This is a genomic window from Nocardia sp. 852002-20019_SCH5090214, assembly GCF_001665865.1.
Lineage (GTDB): Bacteria > Actinomycetota > Actinomycetes > Mycobacteriales > Mycobacteriaceae > Nocardia > Nocardia nova.
The window spans coordinates 92,828-114,784 of the sequence record NZ_LZMK01000393.1; the positions used below are offsets into that span (position 1 = coordinate 92,828).

The window sequence follows — 21,957 nt, forward strand, 5'->3', positions numbered from 1 at the left end:
CATCCGGCCCAGCGCATCGCCCACATCCTGGAGACGGCCCGGCCCGCGGTCCTGCTCACCACCGCCGGTGCCGAGGTGGACTTCGACGGCCCGACCGTCGCGGTCGACTCCGTCGCCCTCGACGCCTACCGCGACGACCCGATCGCGGTGAACGAACGCCACAGCCCGATGTACGCGAACCATCCGGCCTACGTGATCTTCACCTCCGGTTCGACCGGAAAGCCCAAGGGCGTCACCGTCACTCACGCGGCGATCGTCAATCAGATGACGTGGATGCAGGCCGAATACCGGCTCACCGCCGCCGATGTGTACCTGCAGAAGACCGCGACCACCTTCGACGTCTCGCTGTGGGGCTACTTCCTGCCGTTGCGGATCGGCGCCACCCTGGTGCTGGCCGCTCCGGACGGCCACCGCGATCCGGGCTACCTCGCCGAGACCATCGCCGAATACGGCGTCACCGTCACCGATTTCGTGCCCTCGATGCTCAGTGTCTTCGCCGCGCAGGTCGGCTCGGCGCAGGTGCGGTCGCTGCGACAGGTGTTCGTGATCGGTGAGGCGCTGCCCGCCGAGACGGTGCGGGCGTTCGGCGCGATCAGCTCGGCGCGGCTGCACAACCTGTACGGGCCCACCGAGGCGGCAGTCTCGATCACCTACCGGGATGTCACCGGGGTGACCGACCGCCCGGCCCTGCCGATCGGCCGGCCCGAATGGAACAGCCGCGTCTACGTGCTGGATTCGCGGCTGCGGCCGACCCCGCCGGGTGTCGCGGGGGAGTTGTATCTGGCCGGCGCCCAACTGGCGCGCGGTTACTACGGCCGCGCCGACCTCACCGCCGACCGGTTCGTCGCCGATCCGTTCGCGGTGTCGAACGGCGCCGGCGAACCCGGCTCCCGGATGTATCGCACCGGTGATCTGGTGCGCTGGGACGTCGGCGGCGGCGCACCGGAACTGATCTACCTCGGCCGCACCGACTTCCAGGTGAAGTTCCGGGGTCAGCGCATCGAACTCGGCGAGATCGAGGCGGTGCTCGCGGCGGTGCCCGGTGTCGCCGCGGCGGCCGTGCGAACCGTGACGGCTCCGGGTGGCGATCACCTCATCGGTTTCGTCACCCCGGCCGGCGACGGCTCTGTCGCACCCGGCCTCGGCGAGCGGGCGCGCGACGCCGCCGTCGCGCAACTGCCCGGGTACATGGTCCCGTCGGCCGTGGTCGTCCTGGACGCGTTCCCGCTCAATGCTTCCGGCAAGCTCGATCGCACTGCGCTGCCCGATGCCGGTGATCCGCGGGTCGCGGCGGTCTTCGGCGGTGGCGAGTACCGGGAGCCGAGCACACCGGCTCAACGCCTGGTCGCCGAAACCTTCGCACAGGTACTCGGCATCGAACGGGTCGGCGCCGACGACGACTTCTTCGCCCTCGGCGGTAATTCGCTGGTCGCCACGCGGGTACTGGCCCGGCTCGGCGAGCGCCACGGCCGTCGCGTTCCGGTGCGCCTGCTGTTCGAACACCCGACCGTCGCCGGTCTGGCCGCCGCCATGAGCGACATCGACGGCAGTGCAACGGATCTGCCCGGGCCCGTCGCCGCCGAACGGCCCGAGGTCGTTCCGCTGGCGCCGGTGCAGCAGGGCATGTGGTTCCTCAACCGCCTGGCTCCGGATTCGGCGGCCGACAATATCGCGGTCGCGGTGCGCATCCTCGGCGATCTGGACGAGGCGACCATGTACGGCGCCTTCACCGATGTGGTCGCCCGCCACGAGGCGCTGCGCACCTACTATCCGCTCGATGCCGAGGGCGAGGGCTGCCAGGCAGTGCTGCCTCCGGAACAGGCGCATATCGAGTTCGAGAGCCGAACGGGCGCCGCGGCGCAGCCGATCGCCGACTTCGCCGGACGCGGTTTCGACGTCACCGCCGCACCGCCGGTACGGGCCCTGCTCATCCGCGAATCCGACACCAGCCACGTCTTCGTCGTGGTCGTCCACCACATCGCCGCGGACGGCTATTCGCTGAATCCGCTGCTGCGGGATCTGATCGCCGCCTATCTGGCCCGTCGGACGCGGACCGCGCCGAACTGGCCCGCGCTGCCCGTGCAGTATGCGGATTACGCACTGTGGCAACGACAGTCGCTGGCTGCCGCCGAGGCCGAACATCTGGACTTCTGGACCCGGACGCTGGCGGATCTGCCCGGCGAACTCGCCCTGCCCGCCGACCGGCCGCGCCCCGCCGTGGCCTCGCGCCGGGGTGCGGTCGTGCGCGGTCGTATCGACGGCGCCGTCGCCGGTGCGGTCCACCGCCTCGCCAAGGCGCACGGCGCGACCCCGTTCATGGTCTGGCATGCCGCCCTGACCGTGCTGCTGGGCCGGCTGTCCGGCGGTGACGACATCGCGATCGGCACCCCTGTCGCCGGACGCGGCGCCAGTGCACTCGACGAGCTGATCGGCATGTTCGTCAACACCCTGACGCTGCGGACGAGACCTCGGATCGGCGACAGTTTCGATGCGGTGCTCGCGCACACCCGCGCCGTCGACCTGGCCGCATTCGCTCATGCGGCACTGCCTTTCGATCGCGTGGTCGACGCCCTGGGCGTGGCACGCACCGCGGATCGCAACCCACTGTTCACGGTATCGCTGAGCTATCTCAACCTCGGCTCGCACACCCACGCCGTGCCGGGGCTGATCCTCGAACCGGTCGAATTCGACAATCCCGTGGCCAAATTCGACCTGCAGTTCACCGTGTCGGACGAACTGGACGCCGACGGGCACTTGCCGCTCGAACTCACCTATGCCACCGACCTGTACGACCCGGCCACCGCGGCGGGACTGCTGCGGCGGCTGGGCCGGGTGATCGGTGCCGCCGTCGCCGAACCGCGGCGCGCCGTCGGCGATATCGACCTGCTGTCCCCGGCCGAACACGCGGCCCTGCTCGACGCTCGGCCCACGCCGTTCGTCGCCGCCCGCACACTCGCGGATTTCCTGGCGGAGGCGGCGCGCCGCAATCCCACCGGTATCGCGCTGTGTGGCGACGGCCGGGATGTGACCTACGCGGAACTGGATGCCGAATCGAGCCGATTGGCGCGGGTCCTGATCGAATCCGGCGTCGGCGCGGAGGATTTCGTCGCGATCGCGATCACCCGCTCGGTGCGGTGGGTGGTGGCCTGGTGGGCGGTGGCGAAGGCGGGTGCCGCCTTCCTGCCCGTCGATCCGGACTATCCGGCGGAGCGGATCGCCCATATGCTCGCCGATTCCGGTGCGGCCGTGGGTATCACCACCGTCGCGGACGCCGTCGCGCTCCCGGCGACGCTGCGCGCGCTCACCGTCGACGCGCCGGAATTCGCTGCGCGCCTGCGGAATATCTCTCCCGAGCCGATCGAGGCGCACGAACTGCTGCGCCCGGTCCGGTTGCAGAATCCGGCATGGATGATCTACACCTCCGGCACGACCGGTAAGCCGAAGGGCGTCGTGGTGACCCACGGCGGTATCGGGGCCATCGTGGCCGCGCATCGCCGGCACTATCGGGTCGATTCGGGCGCGCGGGTGCTGCACGCCTCCTCCCCGAGCTTCGACGCGTCGATGCTGGAACTGCTGATGGCCTTCGCGGGCTCGGCGACCGCCGTCATCGCACCGGTCGGCGTGTACGGCGGCGACGAGCTGACGGAACTGCTGGCAGCGCAGCGTGTTTCGCACGCCTTCATCACACCCGCCGTGCTGCGGACCCTCGACCCCGCCGCGCTGCCTCGGCTGCGACGGCTGACGGTCGGTGGTGAGGCCTACGGTCCGGACCTGATGGCTCACTGGGCCGCGGGCCGCGAATTCCACAACACCTACGGCCCGACCGAGACGACCGTGTTCGCCACCGTGAGCGCGGTGAAGCGTCCGGGCGACCCGCTGGACATGGGCGCCCCGATCGCCGGAATGTCGGCGGTGGTACTCGACGGGCGGCTGCGCCCGGTGCCACTCGGCGTCACCGGTGAGTTGTATCTGCGCGGCCCCGGGCTCGCGCGCGGTTATCACGCGCGGGCGGCGCTGACGGCCGAGCGCTTCGTCGCCGATCCGTACGGTGCGCCGGGCGAGCGGCTCTACCGCACCGGCGATCTGGTGCGCTGGGTGGCGCGCGGCGAGGACTACGTCGTCGAATACGTGGGCCGCTCCGACCATCAGGTGAAGGTGCGCGGCCTGCGCATCGAACTCGGCGAGATCGACGCGGTGCTCGCGGCGCACGAGTCGGTCGGATTCGCCGCCACCCTCGGCCATCTCGATGCGGCGGGGGAGACCTCGCTGGTCGCCTATGTGGTCGCCGCAGCCGGGCACGTGGTCGACGTGGACGAACTGGTGGCCCACGCCTCCCGCAGCCTCACCGCGTACATGGTCCCGGCCGCGATCATGGTCATCGACGAGATTCCGCTGACGCCGACCGGAAAACTGGATCGGAAGGCGTTGCCGGAGCCGGTTTTCCGGGTAGCCGAATTCCGCGCCCCGCGCACGGCCGCCGAATCCACGGTCGCCGACATCGTGGCCGGGGTGCTCGGCCTCGGCGAAGCCCGCCGCATCGGCCTCGACGACGACTTCTTCGCACTCGGTGGCAACTCGCTCACCGCAACCCGGTTGGCCGCGCGGCTCGGATCGGCATTCGACACGACGGTGCCGGTGCGCGCCGTCTTCGAACATCCCACCGTGGCCGCCCTGGCGGCCGTCGCCGCGGCGCCGGAGGGCGCGCCGGCCCGGGTGGCGCTCACCCCGCGCGCCGTCGACGGGCCGGTGCCGCTGTCGCTCGCGCAGCAGCGCATGTGGCTGCTCAACCGGATGGACGAGCACTCCGCCGCCTACACGATCCCGCTCGCCATGCGGTTGAGCGGTGCACTCGACGTGCCCGCGCTGAATGCCGCGTTCGCCGATGTGGTGGCCCGGCACGAGGTGCTGCGCACGGTGTATCCGCAGACCGACGCGGGACCGGTGCAGGTGATCCTCCCGGTCGCCGACGCCCCGGCACCGCATTTGGCGCCCGTGCCGCTGCGCGGCGCCGACATGCTCGATGCCGTATCGCACTTCGTCACCGAGCCGTTCGATGTGACGGCCGCGGTGCCGCTGCGGGCCCGGCTGTTCGTCGTCACCGACGCACCCGGCAGCGAGTACGTCCTGGTCGTGGCCATGCATCACATCGCCGCCGACGGGTCCTCGCTGGTACCGCTGGCCCGGGACGTGATGACCGCCTACGCCGCCCGCCGCGGCGGGACAGCGCCGGACTGGACGCCGCTGCCGGTCCAGTACGCCGACTTCGCGCTCTGGCAGCGCGAGGTGCTCGGCTCCGAGGAGGATCCGGAATCGCCGGCCGCCCGGCAGATCGGGTACTGGACCCGCACGCTGGCGGGGCTGCCGGACCAGCTGGCGCTGCCCACCGACCGGCCGCGTCCGGCGACGGTCTCCACCGCTGGCGGCACCGTCGATTTCACCGTGGACGCCTCGACCCACTCCCGGCTGGCCGAGATCGGGCGCACCCACGGCGCGACGCTGTTCATGGTGATGCACGCCGCCTTCGCGACCCTGCTGTCGCGGCTGTCGGCCTCGACGGATATCGCGATCGGTACTCCCATCGCCGGCCGCGGTGACAGGGCCCTCGACGAACTGGTCGGCATGTTCGTCAACACCCTGGTGCTGCGCACCGAGGTCGATCCGGGCGCCGGCTTCGCCGAACTGCTCACGGGCGTGCGCGACGGCGACCTGGCCGCCTTCTCCCACGCCGACATTCCTTTCGAGCGGCTGGTGGAGGTGCTGAACCCGGTCCGGTCGACCGCCCGGCATCCGCTGTTCCAGGTCGGATTCTCCTTCCACAACCAGGCCGCCGCCGAATTCGCGCTGGACGGCCTGACGGTGAGCGCGGCGGATTTCGATACCGCGGTCTCGCAGTTCGACCTGCATCTGGTGATCACCGACCGCTACGACGCATCCGGTGCGCCGCTCGGCATGGCCGCCTCCCTCACCTACGCCACCGCTCTCTTCGATGCCCCCACCGTGGCCGGCTTCGGCGAGCGGCTGCTGCGGCTGCTCGAAGCGGTGTGTGCCGATCCGGCTCGGGCGCTCGGCTCGGTGGATCTGCTCGCGTCGCAGGAGCGGGCGCGGATTCTGCAGACCTGGAACGATACCGCCGAAACCTATTGCGCGACAACGCTTCCCGTGCTGTGGAACGCGACGGTGGAAACCGCCGGTTCCGCACCCGCGCTGATCGTCGATCGCGACGGCGCCGGTGAACCGGTGAGCTATGCCGAATTGTCGGCGCAGGTCAACCGTCTCGCCCGGCATCTCATCGCACTGGGCGTCGGCCCGGAGACCCGCGTGGCGCTGGCCGTGCGCCGTTCCCGGGAACTGATCGTCGCCATGTACGCGGTCGGCGTCGCCGGTGGCGCGTACGTGCCGGTCGATCCGGACCAGCCGGCCGAACGCGTCGACTACATCCTCTCGACCGCGGCTCCGCTGTGTGTGCTGACCACCTCGGATATCGCACCGACGCTGCCGGACGGGCAGTTCCGCGTGGTGGACATCGACGAGGTGCCGGAGCTGTCCGCCGCCCCGGTGACCGATCGGGACCGCCGTGCCCCGCTGCTGCCGCAGCATCCGGCCTATGTCATCTTCACCTCCGGATCGACGGGCCGGCCCAAGGGCGTCACCGTCGCGCACGAGGCGATCGTCAACCAATTGCGCTGGAAGACGGCGGCATTCGAATTGGGTGCCGACGACGCGGTGTTGTTGAAGACCGCCGCCACCTTCGACCTCTCGGTGTGGGAGTTCTGGTCCGCCGCCGTCTGTGGTGGCCGGCTCGTGGTCGCCGCCCCGGACGGCCATCGCGATCCCGCCTACCTCGACGAGCTGATGCGGCGTGAGCGGGTGACCACGCTGCATGTCGTCCCGTCGATGCTCGACGCGCTGCTCACCGCCTCCGGCGGACGCCTGCCGGCCTCGCTGCGCCGCATCCTCGCCATCGGCGAGGCCCTGCCCGCGACTACCGCGCAGCGCGTGCGCCGCGCCGGTTCCGCCCGCCTGTACAACCTCTACGGCCCGACCGAGGCCGCGGTCTCGATCACCGCCCACGCGGTCGACGACACCGACACGGTGACCGTTCCGATCGGTCGTCCGGAGGCCAACAGCAGGGTGTACGTGCTGGATTCGCGGCTGCTGCCGGTGCCGGTGGGCGTGCCCGGTGAGCTGTATCTGGCCGGTGCACAGCTGGCGCGCGGCTACGACGGACGCGCCGATCTGACCGCGGAACGGTTCGTGGCCGACCCGTTCGAATCCGGAGCCCGCATGTATCGCACCGGCGACGTGGTGGCCTGGAACGCGGCCGGCGAACTCGAATATCGGGGCCGCACCGATTTCCAGGTGAAGGTGCGAGGCTTCCGCATCGAACTCGGGGAAATCGAGGCAGCGCTGCTCGCGCTGCCGGCGCTCGCGCAGGCCGCCGTGCTGGCCGTATCGGATCCGCGCACCGCCGATCGACTGGTCGCGTATCTCGTCCCGTCCGCCGGTGATGTCGATATCGCCGAGGTGAAAGCGGCTCTGGCCCGGACACTTCCGTCCTACATGGTGCCCGAGGCGTTCGTCGTCCTCGAGGCGCTGCCGCTGACGGTGAACGGCAAACTGGACCGGGCCGCGCTGCCCCGCCCCGTCTTCGAGGCGACGGCCTACCGCGCTCCCGCCGGCCCGGTGGAACAGACGATCGCCGATATCTACGCCGACGTGCTGGGGGCGCCCCGGGTCGGCGCCGACGACGACTTCTTCGCCCTCGGCGGCAACTCGCTGCTGGCCACCCAGGTATCCGCCCGCCTCGGCGCGGCCCTGGACGCCCGGATTCCGGTGCGGCTGCTGTTCGAGGCCTCGACGGTGGCCGCGCTCGCGGTGCGCGTGGACGGCCACATCGGCTCCGGTGGTCGCACGGCGCTGACCGCCGGACCGCGGCCCGAGGCGCTGCCGCTGTCGCTGGCACAGCAGCGGATGTGGTTCCTCAACCAGTTCGAACCCGAATCCGCGGCCTACAACGTGCCCGCCGCCGTGCGGCTGCGCGGTGAGCTGCGGGTCGACGCGTTGCAGCAGGCGGTGCTCGACGTCTTGTCCCGGCACGAGGTGTTGCGCACCGTGTATCCGCAGACGGCCCACGGTGTCGTGCAGCACATCCTGCCCGCCGCGCAGGCGGGCGCGGACCTCACCCCGCGGCCGGTCGGCGCCGACGAGGTCGCGGCGTGCATCGCCGAACTGGCCTCGGCCGGCTTCGACGTGAGCACCGAGGTACCGATTCGCATTGCGCTGCTGCGCCTTTCGGCAGACGAACACGTGCTGGTGTTCGTGGTGCATCACATCGCCGCCGACGGCTGGTCCATGCGGCCACTGACCCGCGATGTCATGCTCGCCTACGCCGCGCGCAGCGCCGGCCAGGCTCCGCACTGGACGCCGCTACCGGTGCAGTACGCGGATTACGCGCTGTGGCAGCGGCAGGTGCTGGGCTCGGAAGACGATGCGCGGAGCCTGATCTCGACGCAGGCGCGCTACTGGCGCGAGGCCCTGGCCGGTCTGCCGGACGAGGTGAATCTGCCCGCCGATCGCCCGCGTCCGGCGGTGCAGTCCGCACGCGGCGGACGGGTGGTGTTCCCCATCTCGGAGCAGCTGCGCGCGGATCTGGCCGAGTTGGGGCGCGCCCACAATGCGACGTTGTTCATGGTGGTCCATGCCGCGTGGGCGCTGTTCGTGGCACGCATGGCCGGCACCGACGACGTCGCGGTCGGCACCCCGATCGCGGGCCGCGGCGAGGCCGAACTCGACGATGTGGTCGGCATGTTCGTCAACACCCTCGTGCTGCGCACCCGGGTTCCGGGCGAGGCGACCTTCACCGAATTGCTCCGCAGCGCACGCGATACCGATGTGCAGGCGTTCGGACACGCCGATCTGCCCTTCGAGCGACTGGTCGAGCTGGTGAATCCGGAGCGCTCCACGGCCCGCCATCCACTGTTCCAGGTGATGCTGACCTTCCAGAACCTGCCGCAGCGCGATTTCGAACTGCCCGGCCTGCGGGTCGAGGCCGTCGACTTCGATTTCGACGCCGAACAATTCGATCTGTCGCTGACCGTGCAGGAGACCGGAGAGGGACTGCTCGCCGACCTGTCGTACGCGCGTGATCTGTTCGACCACACCACGGTCGAATCGTTCGCCCGGCGCTTCACCGGACTGCTCACGGCCGTGGCCGCCACCCCGGAGCGGGCCGTCGGCAGCCTGCCGCTGCTGTCGGCGCCCGAATACGAGCAGTTCACCCGGATGGACGGCGGCCCGGTGCTCGCGGACGGCCTGCTGCCGGAGATCTTCACTCGCGGCTTGCGGCACGGCGCCGACCGGATCGCGGTGCGCACCGACGGTCGATCGGTGACCTACGGGGAGCTGGATCGGCAGTCCTCGCAGCTGGCCCGGATGCTGATCGACGCGGGCGTCGGGCCGGAGCGCGCGGTCGCGATCGCGCTGCCGCGCTCCTACGAGATGATCGCCGCGGTCTGGGCGGTCGCGAAGGCGGGCGGCGCGTACGTGCCGGTCGATCCGAGCTACCCGCCGGATCGAGTCCGGCATATGGTGGTCGACTCGGCTGCCGTAATCGGCATCACCACACGGGAATTCGCTGCCGACCTGCCCGCGGCCACCACCTGGCTGGCGCTGGACGACGAGACCACCGCCGCGGCCTGCGCGGCCCGTTCCCACGATCCGATCACCGATGCCGATCGCATCCGTCCGCTGCGCCCGGACAACGCCGCCTACACCATCTACACCTCGGGTTCGACCGGCCTGCCCAAGGGCGTCACGGTCACGCACCGACGGGTCGCCAATCTCGCCGCCCATGCCACCCGCCTGTGCCGGGTGGAGCCGCGGCACCGTTTCCTGCACGTCTGCTCGCCGAGTTTCGATCAGTCGCTGGAGGAGTGGCTGCTGACCTTCGGCAGCGGAGCCACCCTGGTCATCGCGCCGCCGTCGGTGCTGGGCGGACAGGAACTCGCCGAACTGCTGCGCGCCGAGCGGGTCACCCACACCATGATCACCCCGGCCATGCTGGCCACCGTCGATCCGTCCGGACTGCCGGACCTCGAGGTCGTCGGCGCCGGCGGCGACGCGACCACGCCGGAACTGCTGGCCAAATGGCAGCCCGGCCGCCGCTTCGTCAACAGCTACGGGCCGACCGAGGCCACCATCTCCTCGGCCTACGCGGTCCTGGTCGCGGGCGTGCCGATCACCATCGGAACCCCGGTGCCGGGCACGACGACGCTGGTACTCGACGCGCGGATGCAGCCGGTGCCGCCCGGCGTCGCGGGTGAGCTGTACGTGGTGGGCGACGCCCTGGCCCGCGGGTACCACGCCCGGGCGGGGCTGAGCGCCGAACGTTTCGTCGCCTGCCCGTGGGGCACGCCGGGAACCCGGATGTATCGCACCGGCGACCTGGTCCGCTGGATCGTCGGCGGCGAGGGCGAGTGGGAGCTGGAATATCTGGGCCGCACCGATTTCCAGGTCAAGGTGCGCGGCTTCCGCATCGAACTCGGCGAGATCGACGCGGTGCTCACCGGCCACGACGATATCGATTTCGCGGTCACCCTGGGTCGCGAGACTCCGGCCGGCGCCACCGCGCTGGTGTCGTATGTGCGTGCGGTGCAGGGACGTTCGGTCGATCCGCAGCAGCTGACCGCCTATGCCGCGCGCAGTCTGCCGTCGCATATGGTGCCGGCCGCGATCGTCGTCCTCGACCGCGTGCCGCTCACCCCGGTGGGCAAATTGGATCGGAAGGCGTTGCCGGAACCACAGTTCCGGGTGCGGCCCTACCGCGAACCGGCCACACCGCAACAGCGACTGGTCGCCGCGGTCCTGGCCGAGGCGCTCGGGGTGCCACGGGTCGGCGCCGACGACGACTTCTTCGAACTCGGCGGCAACTCGCTCATCGCCACCCAGGTGGTCGCGCGCCTGGGCGCCCGGACCGCGACCCGGATCCCTGTGCGCACGGTGTTCGAGGCGCCGACGGTGCGTGCCCTGGCCGAACGGCTGGCCGCCCATGCCGGGACGACGAGGGTCGAGCTCGCCGCACGGACTCGGCCGCAACGGATCCCGTTGTCACCGGCACAACAGCGGATGTGGTTGCTCAATCGCATGGACCCGACCTCCGCGGCCTACAACGTGCCGTTCGCGGTGCGCCTGACCGGTGCGGTGGACGCCGCCGCACTGGAGCTTGCCTTCGCCGATGTGGTCGAACGGCACGAGGTGTTGCGGACCGTCTATCCGCAGGGTGACGACGGACCGTTCCAGCAGATCCTGGCCGGCGCCGACGCCGAGTTCACGGTCGGTTCGGTGATCGCCGCCGAGGTGGAAGCCGAAGTCGCGCAGATGCTTTCGCGCCCGTTCGATGTCACCTCCGACATTCCGGTGCGAGCCGCGCTGCTGCGGGTGACGGATACGTCCGAGCACATCGTCGTGCTGTCGATGCACCACATCTGTGCCGACGGCGCCTCGGCCGCGCCGCTGGTCCGGGATCTGCTGACCGCCTATACCGCGCGCACGGCCGGTGCGGCGCCGCAGTGGTCCCCGCTACCGGTGCAGTACGCCGACTACGCAGTGTGGCAGCGGGAGCTGCTCGGCGCGGAGGACGATCCGCGATCCCTGGTCGCGGGTCAGCTCGCGCATTGGCGGACCGCCCTCGCGGACCTGCCCGAACAGCTGGCGCTGCCGGCGGATCGACCGCGCCCGAAGGTGCAGTCGCTGCGCGGCCGGGCGCTGACGTTCGAGATCGGCGCCGAGCGGCATGCGGCCCTGCACCGGCTGGCCCGCACCCGCCACGCCTCGCTGTTCATGGTGGTCCGCGCCGCGCTGTCGGTCCTGCTGGCCCGGCTCGCCGCCACCGACGACGTCGCGGTCGGCGCGCCGATCGCGGGCCGGGGTGAGGCGGAACTCGACGACCTGGTCGGCATGTTCGTCAACACGCTGGTGCTGCGCGCCCGGGTCGCGCCGCAGGCGTCGTTCGCCGAGCTGCTCGACCAGGTTCGCGAGACGGATCTGGCGGCCTTCGCCAACAGTGATGTGCCGTTCGAACGGCTGGTGGAACTGCTCGATCCGGTCCGGTCGACGGCGCGGCATCCGCTGTTCCAGGTGGGCCTGTCGTTCCAGAACCTGAATCGGGCCGAGGTGCGGTTGCCCGGCGTGACGGTGAGCGAACTCGATGTCGACACGCGCACATCGCAATTCGATCTGCACTGGTATCTGACGGACACCTACGACGAGCAGGGCGCCCCGGCGGGCATCTCGGCCGCCGTCACCTACGCCACCGACCTGTTCGACGCGGCCACGGTGCAGCGGTTCGTGCAGCGGTTCCTGCGGGTGATCGACCGGGTCGCCGCCGACGCCGAGGTGGCGATCGGCGATATCGACCTGCTGGACGACGCCGAACGCACCCGCATGCTGGTCGACTACAACGACACTTCCCGGGATCTGCCGCCGGTCTTCGGCAGCGACCATCCGCACACGCTGACCGCTCGGTTCGCGGCCGCGGTGGCTGTGCATCCCGAGGCGGTGGCGCTCGCCGAGGATCGCGCGGGAACCGGTGCCGCACAACGGGTTCTGACCTATGCGGAATTCGATGCGCGGAGCAACCGGCTGGCCCGGTATCTGATCGGCCGGGGGATCGGCCCGGAGCAGCGGGTGGCGGTGGCACTGCCGCGCTCGGTCGAACTGCTGGTCGCCGTCTACGCGGTGATCAAGGCCGGCGCCGCCTATGTGCCGATCGACCCGGATCAGCCGGACGAGCGGATTCGTCACATCCTCGACACTGCGGCGCCGGAATGCGTGCTGGGACTGCATGATTCGACGATCGACGGCGCGATCGCGCTGGATCGGCTGGACCTCGCGGACTACAGCGACGCCGCGGTGACCGATGCGGACCGGGTGTGTCCGTTGCGGCCGGACGGCATCGCCTACGTGATCTTCACCTCCGGGTCGACCGGGCGCCCGAAGGGCGTGGCGGTCAGCCACCGGGCGATCGTGAACCGGTTGGTGTGGATGCAGTCGGAATACCGGCTCCAGACCGACGACGTGGTGCTGCAGAAGACGCCCGTCACCTTCGACGTGTCGGTGTGGGAGTTGTTCTGGCCGTTGCAGATCGGTGCCCGGCTGGTGCTGGCCGCACCCCAGGGGCATCGCGATCCGGAATATCTGGCCCGCCTGGTGGCGGCCGAATCGGTCACCACGGCGCACTTCGTGCCGTCGATGCTCGCGGCGTTCGTCGCGGGATCGGGGGCCGGTGCGGGTACCTCGCTGCGGCGGGTCTTCGCCTCCGGCGAGGCGCTGCCGCCGGCGGTCGCGCAGCGGTTGCGGACCCTGACCGGCGCCCGGTTGCACAACCTCTACGGGCCCACCGAGGCCGCGGTGGACGTGACCTACCACGAGGTCACCGATGCCGATACCGCCACGGTGCCGATCGGCCGCCCGGTCTTCAATACCCGTGTCTACGTGCTGGATTCACGATTGCGCCCGGTGCCGGCGGGGGTCACCGGCGAGCTGTACCTGGCCGGGATCCAGCTGGCGCGCGGATATCTCGCACGCCCCGATCTGACCGCGGACCGGTTCGTGGCCGACCCCTTCCTGGGCGGGTCAGGGGGCATGGGCGCAGCGGGCGGGCAACGCATGTACCGCACGGGCGATCTGGTGGTGTGGAATGCCGACGGCGAGTTGGAGTACCGCGGCCGCTCGGACTTCCAGGTGAAGTTGCGCGGGCTGCGGATCGAGCCCGGGGAGATCGAGGCGGCGCTGGTCGCACAGCCCGAGGTCGCCCAGGCCGTCGCACTGGTCCGCGGCGACGACGGCATGGACCAGCAGTTGGTGGCCTATGTGGTCGCCGAGGCCGGGCACACCGTCGACACCGATCGGTTGCGTGCCGGACTCGCGCGGCATCTGCCCGCGTACATGGTTCCGGCGGTCGTGGTCGTGCTCGACGAACTTCCGGTGAGCGCGTCCGGCAAACTCGAACGCCGTGCCCTCCCGGCGCCGCCGCGCGCGGTGCGCGAATTCCGCGCTCCGCGGACCGCGGCCGAGACGCTGGTCTGTGAGACCTTCGCGCAGGTGCTGGGTGTGCAGCGATTCGGCCTGGAGGACAACTTCTTCGAACTCGGCGGCACGTCGCTCTCGGCGACCACACTCGCGGCGCGGTTGACTGCCGCACTCGGGCAACAGGTTCCGGTGCTGATGCTGTTCACCGCGCCGACGCCTGCCGCCGTGCTGGCCGAACTGGACCGGGCCGCAGGCGATATCGATCCCGCTGCCGCCTTCGACGTGCTGCTTCCGTTGCGGCGCAGCGGTATCGGCGAGCCGCTGTTCTGTGTGCATCCCGTCGGTGGTGTCGCCTGGTCGTTCGCCGGCCTGGCCGCCTCGGTGGAGCGGCCGCTCTACGGTCTGCAATCGCCGGCGCTGAGCGGGGAGGACCTGCCCGGCACCGTCGAGCAGTGGGCGCGGCGCTATGTCGAGGCGATCCGCTCGGTGCAGCCGGACGGTCCGTATCACCTGCTGGGCTGGTCGCTCGGCGGCGTGCTCGCCCATGCCGTCGCGGTGCAGTTGCAGGACGAGGGTGAGCGGGTCGAACTGCTGGCCGTGATGGACAGCCGGCTCGGCGAGCCCGATGCCGACGAGTTCGAGCCGGTGGCGCTGCCGGAACTGCTGGGCGGGTTGCTGGGCGAGCGGATCGAGGACTTCGGCGACGCCCTGCCGGAGGATCGAGGCGCGCTCCTCGACATGCTGCCCGAACCGTTCGCGTCGCTGGGCCGGGATCGGATCACCGCCGTCCTCGAGGCGGCGCTGGAATCGGTCGATCTGGCCGCCGCCTATCGGCCTCGGATCTATCGAGGCGATCTGACGTACTTCGTCGCCGCCCGCGACGCCTCGAGCGAGCCGGGCGCCGACGGGTGGATATCGGCGGTCAGCGGCGCGGTGCGGCGCCACCGCCTGCCCACCACCCACTGGCGCATGACGTCCGCGGAACCGTTGCGACGCATCGGCGCGGTGCTGAGCGAACACCTGAACAACGGCGAAACAGACTGATCCGCATCGCTTTTCGCCTCATCAGCCCGGAACCGATCAAGTTCCGTGCGGCCCTCGGGCGCCGGTCCGGCGTTCGCGGTTCGCGACCGTGAAAGGAAGAAGGAAGAAAGTATGACAGGCACCGACTACACCGCGATCCTCACCCAGATCCTGAGCTTCCTCAGCTCCGGTTCCAGCCTCGCCTACACCCCGAAGTAAATCGCCCCGGAAAGGATTATCGACTGATGGATACCGGAAGCTCCGGCCTCGGCAGCATCTTCACCGCCCTCGCGAACCTGCTCTCCACCGGATCGGCGGTGTCGGTGACACCGGGCGCTTGATCGCGGTGCGGGCCCGGACATCGCGGGCCCGCACCATCACCCGGTGCGGTGGTGGAGTCACCGCGCCGGACACAGTTCCGCACGAAAGGTAATCGAATGAGCAACCCATTCGACGATGACGACGCCGAGTTCTACGTCCTGACCAACGATGAAGGCGAGCACTCGTTGTGGCCGGTGTTCGCGGCCGTGCCGAGCGGATGGACGATCGCTCACGGCCCTTGTCTGCGTCAGCTCTGCCTCGACTATGTCGAATCGCATTGGACCGATATGCGCCCGAAGTCGCTGATCGAGGCCATGCGCCTACAAGCCAACTGAATGCGTCGCGCCGCGGCGTGCCATCCGAACCTCCCCTGCACCGGCACGTCGCGGCGTTCACGTTCTCCTCGCATCGGCGCGGCCCGCCTGCTAATATAAGTTGGAACTTATAGAAGGAGGTATGTCATGCCCTTGCTCTCCGATCCCGCCGCCCTCGCGGGTCTGGTCACGCGCGAGGTCCGCACCGGCTCTCGCGACGGCGCCACCACCAGGATCGCGGTCGCCCGCCGCAGCTATCCCACCGATCAGGCCGATCTGTGGGACGCGCTGACCAACGCCGAACGCATTCCGCGCTGGTTCCTGCCGATCAGCGGCTCGCTGGAGGTCGGCGGCCGCTATCAGCTCGAGGGCAACGCCAACGGCGTGGTCGAACGCTGTGACGCGCCGAAGCATTTCGCCGTCACCTGGGAGATGGGCCCGCAGATCTCCTGGCTGGAGGTCACCCTCGGCCCCGCCGACGACGGTACCGAACTGAAGCTCGAGCACGAGGCGCCGATCGATCCGGCCATGTGGACGCAGTTCGGGCCCGGTGCGGTCGGGGTGGGCTGGGACCTCGCCCTGCTGGGCCTGGGGATGCATGTGGACAGCGGTGAGCCGGTGGATCAGACCGTGGCGCTCACGCTGCACACCACCGCGGAAGGCCGTACATTCATCCGCACCGCCGCCACTGCGTGGGGTGAGGCCGCGATCGCCGACGGCGACGACCCTGCCGCGGCCCGGACCGCCGCCGAACAGACCTTCGCCTTCTACACCACCGAACCAGAGGGCACCCCGGAAGCTCGATGACCGTCCCACCCGCCCGCATCTTCGATGCGCTGGGCGACCCTGTGCGCCGTCACATTCTCGAACTGCTGGCCGCCGGCGAGCACTCCGCCGGCGCGCTGGTCGAGGCGGTCCGCGCCACCACGACGATCTCCCAGCCCGCGGTGTCGCAGCACCTGAAGATATTGCGCGACACCGGATTGGTCACCGTCCGCGCCGAGGGCACCCGGCGGTACTACCGCCTCGACGCGGACGGCGTGGAGATCGCCAGAACCTGGCTGACCACCTTGCTCGACCCGCTGCATCGGCTGGCGAATCCCCTCGACGCCCTCGCCACCGAGATCGCCCGCGGAAAACGGGAGCGGCGCGCGGGAGACGCCGTCGCCCCGCCGGACGCGCACGAAAGCGGTTACGCCGCAGGGTGATTCACAACAGACCGCTGTTCTTGGCGAGCTGCCTGCGAATCCGTTCGCGCAGCCGCGTGGCGGCGGCCCGGTGCTTGGCCGCGGTGACCCCGTCGCCGCACGCGGTCGCCAGTTCGGCGAGGATCTCGTCCACCGGATCCAATGGGGTGAAACCGGTTTCGAGGCCGGCGACGGTCCCGGCGGCGGGCAGGAGCCGGCGATAGAGTTCGGCGCAGTCGGCGGTGGAACCGAGGGCGATCGCCGCGCGGGCGCGGTGGGCCCGCATCATGACCGGATAGAAGTGCTCGTCGACCTCGGGGCCGTGGTGGAAGAGCGCGGCGGCTTCGGCACGCTCGCCGGCGTCGAGGAGCGCGACGATGTAGATCTGGGTGAGCATGCCGGGGAGGGCGGCCTCGATTTCGGCGAGGCAGTCCACGGCGGGCGACAGATCGCGGCGCGCCCAGCCGAGGGGCAGCAGCGCGATCAGGGCCGCCTCGTCGCCCTCGGGAAATCCGGAATCCTTTCCCGCCGAGCTGCATTCGTCGAAATAGTGCGCCGCCCGGCCGATATCGCCGCGCAGGATCTCGGTGGCCGCGCGGAAGTATCCGAGGATGGTCGCCAACGGCCGCACCTGTGCCGTGCCCGCGAAGTCCAGGGCGAGGGCCGCTTGGCGTCCCGCCTCGGCCAGGTCGACGTTCTGGCAGGCGGTGCGGAAGCGCAGATAGTGTGCGAGAGCGCGGTATTGGGGCAGATCGGCCGACGTGGCGAGACGCTCCAGCTCGGCGGCCCGGTGTCCCAGGTCGTCGCCCGAATGGCCGTCGAGCACCAGATGAGTCAGCGCGTTCAGTGCCAGGCACTGCAATTCGGCGTCGCCGGTACTGCGGGCCAGTTTGAGCGCCGCGTGGGCACGGGTGTGGGCGAGCCGGTGCGCGGCCGGGCTCGATTCGAAGACGGCGGTGGTGAGCAGACGAACCTGGGTGGCCACCGGCTGGTCGCGGGCGGAGGCGACGGCGAGTGCCCGCCGTAGCCGCGGATTCGACCATCTCCAGTCCCGCATCGCCCACACCACCGGGGCGCGCCAACTGGTCAGCGCGCGCACCACCAACTCCCCGTCGCCCAATTCGGTGGCCAGCCGCAGCGCCTGCTCCCGGGCGTCGCGGGCCGCGGCGATGCGCCCCGCGTACGCGGAGGCGGTGACCAGTTCGCAGTAGGCGTCCACGCAGGCGACCCGATCCGCAGGCGAGGCGTCGGGATCCTCGTGCCCGGCCAGCCGCCGCAATTCGATCACCGTGCGCCACAGCGGTGCCGCGTCCGCGCGCATACCGCGCTCGACACAGTGTCGTGCCGCCGTCGTGATGTAGTCGACCGCCGAATCGGCGGTACTCGCGGTGGCCGCCCGCACCGCGTGATGGGCCAGCACCTCGACCGCACGGACGTCGTCGGGCCGGCAGCCGCCCAGCAGGGTGAGCACCCCCTGATGCATCCGCGTCCGTCGCAGCTGCGGAATCCCGGCGTAGACCGTGTCGCGGATCAGCGCGTGCGCGAACATGATTCGCCCCGCGGGATCGATGATCACCAGCCGCGCCAGTTCGGCGGTGCCGACGAGTCCGATGATCTCGTCCTCGGTCCGTTCGGTCAGCGCCACCAGCGTCGCCGGTTCCACCCGCTCCCCGCAGACGGCGGCGTACTCGAGCACCTCGCGGACCGCATCCGGCATCCGCGCCAGTTGCAGTTCGATCACCCCTCGCACACTCGGCGGCAGATCGTGGACATCGCCACCGACGGCCATCGCGGCGGTGAGCTCACGCAGGAACAGCGGGTTACCGCCGGTGCGTTCGTGCAACAGCGCGAGCAGATCGGTATCCAGACCGGAGAGTCCGGCGGCCCGTGCGATGGCACACGTCCCGTCCAGATCGACACCGGTGAGCTCGATATGCGCGGCGGTCGGATCGGCGAGAGCGGCCACGGCGGCCCGCACCGCCGGCGGCGCCTCCACCTCGCGCAGTGTGGCGATGATCAGCAGCGGCTGGTCGTGCAGCCAGGCCACGGCCTGGCGCAGGATCTGCAGGGTGGCCTCGTCGGCGCGGTGCAGATCCTCGAGCACCAGGGCGACCGGGCCGTCGGCGACGGCCTTGCGGCAGCGGTCGGCGATCACCCGGGAGATCTCGAACGCCCCACCGAGAACCGGCCGCGAGGTCAGATCGGCGCCGAACCTCGCGGCGACCTCGGCCCAGACCCACGCTTGCGGCGCCCCGTCCACTTCCGGGCAGCGTCCGGGCGCGACCACCCAGTCGCGGCGGCGCAGTTCGGTGGCGACCGCCTCGGCCAGCGCCGATTTGCCGAATCCCGCGCCGCCGCAGATCCACACCACCCGGGCGCCGTGTTCGATCGCCTCGCACGCCGCCTCCAGAACGACCTTGCGCTGCACCGGGTATCCGAGTGCGGTCGCGCTGTCGGCCCGCTCATTCGGCTCGGGCGACCGCTCGATGTCGCGCACGAGGTCGGCGCGCACCGCGATGGGCGCGGTCGGCAGGGTGGACTCGAGCACCGGAACCGCCTGGTTGAGGATCGCGGTCTCCAATTCCTGGATGCGACGCCCCGGATCCAGTCCCATTTCCCGGGTGAGGAATTCCGCCGTGCGCCGCAGCGTCGCCAGCGCTTCGGTCTGCTGTCCCAGCCGATATTGCGCGAGGGCGAGCAGCCGCACGCTCTCCTCGCGGTCGGGCCGGTCCTCGACGGTGCGCCGCAGGCCGCTGATCACCTCGGTGGTGCGGCCGAGTTCCAGCGCGGCCTGTGCGCGCAATTCACCGGCGGTCAGATACAGATCGGTCAGCCGCGCCGCCTCGGCCGCCGCCCAGCCGCAATCGGCGAAACTCTCCAGCGCGCGTCCGTTCCAGCAGGCCAGCGCGATATCCAGCGTGCGGGTGCGGGTGGCCGCCTCGGGGGCATGGGCGCCGCTGCTCACCTGCAGATATTCGTGCAGGAGCGATTCGAACTGCCAGGCGTCGACTTCGGTGTCGCGCAACCGCAGCGCGTAGCCGAGTCCCTCCGACACCACCACCGTCGCCGGCGCGCGGGCGGGACGTTCGGGTTCGAACACCCGCCGCAGGTTGTGGATGTGCACCTGCAGCACCGACGTCGCCTTGGGTGGGGGTTCCCCGTCCCACAACTCGTCGACCAGCCGATCGGTCGACACGGCGCGGCCCTGCGCGATCACCAAGCGCGCCAAGAGGGCTCGGGTGAGCCGGCCCGCGAGGCGGATGGGTGTTCCGTCGAGTGCGATGTGCATCGGCCCGAGGACATGGATGCGCCGATCAGCCATGCCATGCCCCCTGCAACCGTGACATCCGGACACCTTCCCCATGGCCCGTCCCGTTCAGCAGCCGACGGACGGCCATTACGCTGGGCATCTGATTTAAATCAGAATCTCTACTCTAAATTTTCGGCGCTGTCTGTCGTTAGCTTCATGGTTGCCAAATCGTTATATCCATTCCGTGTGGTACTTCCGGCGTCCGTGTGTTGTGCATCACGTTCCGGCTGTTCCAGGTTGTGCCACACGTGGTTCGATACTGAGTGGCGAGGTGAGCGGCTTGTAATGCAATTGTGACTTTGTCGGCGAACCGCTGTTTCGCGGTCGGATGACCATCCTCGGCTCGTATATTTCATCGCAACTTCGGAATTGCTCTCGATATCGGTCAATTGCTTGCCGCCCGATTCGACCGGAAGTGAACCAGAAGTGGGATGGACGAGGCTGACGCTCACAAACCTGATGGATGGGGAGGTTTCGAATGGTTCGAACGTCACAGAACGCGGTAACGGAATTCGGTGGCGCAGGGCAGGAGAAATCATGAGTCAGAACAGGATCCGTCCCCGGCCCACCGTGCCGGACATCGTGGCCCTCTTTCACGACGACGATCAGGCGGGAGAACTGTTCATGCGGACCGACGAGGTGATCGCGGTGCCGGCGGGCCAATTCGTGGCCATGGCCCGCGCCGTCGCGCAACTGGCCGATCACGCCCTGGTCGGCGGCGGAATTCATGCGGACCGCCCGGACGAGGGGACGCTGGGCGCCTTCGCGCACACGGGCGAGAATTCCGTCACGGAACCGGAGCCGGTCACCCGTGGGCTCTATGTCGACGCCGACGGTGACGTCTGGGAGCACGACGAACTCGGCTGGCGGTTACTGCTGCAGGCCGGCGTGGTCGTCGACCCGGTTTCACATTGGGACTGGATCCTCGGACATGTCGGGGAATTCGGCCCGTTCACTTTCGTCGCCGCGAGCTGAGGAATTCACCGCCGCGTTTTTATCGTCAGACTGACGATTACAATGCCCGTCATGGGCAGTGGTTTTCGCCTCAATGCAGCGGTCGCGGTCGATTTGGTGGTTCTGACCCTGGGCGCCCGCCACACTGCCAACGACACGCTGTGCGCGCTGCTGGTCCAGCGCCTCTACGCACCCTATCGCGGAAGATGGGCGCTGCCGGGAGGGTTCGTCCGTCCCGAGGAAAGCCTCTCCGCGGCCGCGGTACGGGAGCTACGCGAGGAGACCGGAATTCGCGGCGACCGCATGCATCTGGAGCAGCTGGCGACCTACGGTGAACCCGGCCGTGATCCGCGCGGCCGGGTCATCAGTACCGCGTATCTGGCGCTGGCGCCGAATCTGCCCGCGCCGCAAGCGGGTTCGCAGGCCACGGCGGCCGGCATCTGGTCGGTGGAGCAACTGCTCGCCGAGCGCGGCCGCATCGCCTTCGACCATCGCCGCATTCTCACCGACGGTGTCGAGCGGGCCCGCGCCAAACTGGAATACACACCGCTGGCCACCGCCTTCTGCGCCCGCGAATTCACGGTGGCCGAACTGCGCCGGGTCTACGAGGTGATGTGGGGCACCGATATCGATCCGCGCAATTTCCACCGCAAGGTCACCACCACACCGGGTTTCGTCCTGGCTACCGGCGCCACCACTACCCGCGACGGCGGTCGTCCGGCCAAGCTCTATCGCGCCGGGCCCGCGCAGGTTCTGCACCCGCCGATGTTGCGGCCCAGCTGATTCCCCGTCGTTGCCCCCGCGTGCCCGCGCGGTGGTA

Annotated in this window: 7 protein-coding genes (1 of these 7 running past the window's edge); 6 read left to right on the plus strand and 1 reads right to left on the minus strand. The window is 70.1% G+C overall.

Annotation, left to right across the window (positions count from 1 at the left end):
• From A5780_RS32525 to A5780_RS32540, 4 genes are all read left to right on the plus strand, one after another.
• A protein-coding gene (locus A5780_RS32525; protein ID WP_064910975.1) for a non-ribosomal peptide synthetase crosses the window boundary here: on the plus strand, nucleotides 1-15,072 show its end. It extends 16,674 nt beyond the left edge of the window; only the last 15,072 of its 31,746 coding nucleotides appear in the window; its start codon lies off the left edge, out of view; its stop codon occupies nucleotides 15,070-15,072.
• A gap of 416 nt (nucleotides 15,073-15,488) precedes the next feature.
• Nucleotides 15,489-15,707: an MbtH family protein gene (locus A5780_RS32530; protein ID WP_030517136.1), complete on the plus strand. Its 219-nt coding sequence runs from the start codon at nucleotides 15,489-15,491 to the stop codon at nucleotides 15,705-15,707.
• 126 nt (nucleotides 15,708-15,833) lie between these two features.
• Nucleotides 15,834-16,493, plus strand: a complete 660-nt coding sequence (locus A5780_RS32535; RefSeq protein WP_064910976.1) for an SRPBCC family protein — start codon at nucleotides 15,834-15,836, stop codon at nucleotides 16,491-16,493.
• Nucleotides 16,490-16,894: a helix-turn-helix transcriptional regulator gene (locus A5780_RS32540; RefSeq protein WP_064906737.1), complete on the plus strand. Its 405-nt coding sequence runs from the start codon at nucleotides 16,490-16,492 to the stop codon at nucleotides 16,892-16,894. The genes A5780_RS32535 and A5780_RS32540 overlap by 4 nt, the downstream gene beginning before the upstream one ends.
• 1 nt (nucleotide 16,895) lies before the next feature.
• Here the strand turns inward: A5780_RS32540 and A5780_RS32545 are convergent, their stop codons facing one another.
• Entirely contained in the window at nucleotides 16,896-20,195 is a 3,300-nt protein-coding gene (locus A5780_RS32545) for a BTAD domain-containing putative transcriptional regulator (protein WP_197521931.1), read from the minus strand.
• 525 nt (nucleotides 20,196-20,720) lie between these two features.
• On the opposite strand from A5780_RS32545, the gene A5780_RS32550 reads away from it, so the two are divergent.
• Complete coding sequence (locus A5780_RS32550; protein ID WP_063015709.1) at nucleotides 20,721-21,158, plus strand: hypothetical protein; 438 nt, start codon at nucleotides 20,721-20,723, stop codon at nucleotides 21,156-21,158.
• 51 nt (nucleotides 21,159-21,209) lie between these two features.
• A complete protein-coding gene (locus tag A5780_RS32555) occupies nucleotides 21,210-21,920 on the plus strand; it encodes an NUDIX domain-containing protein (RefSeq protein WP_036505725.1) in 711 nt (236 codons plus the stop codon).
• Nucleotides 21,921-21,957 lie beyond the last annotated feature (37 nt).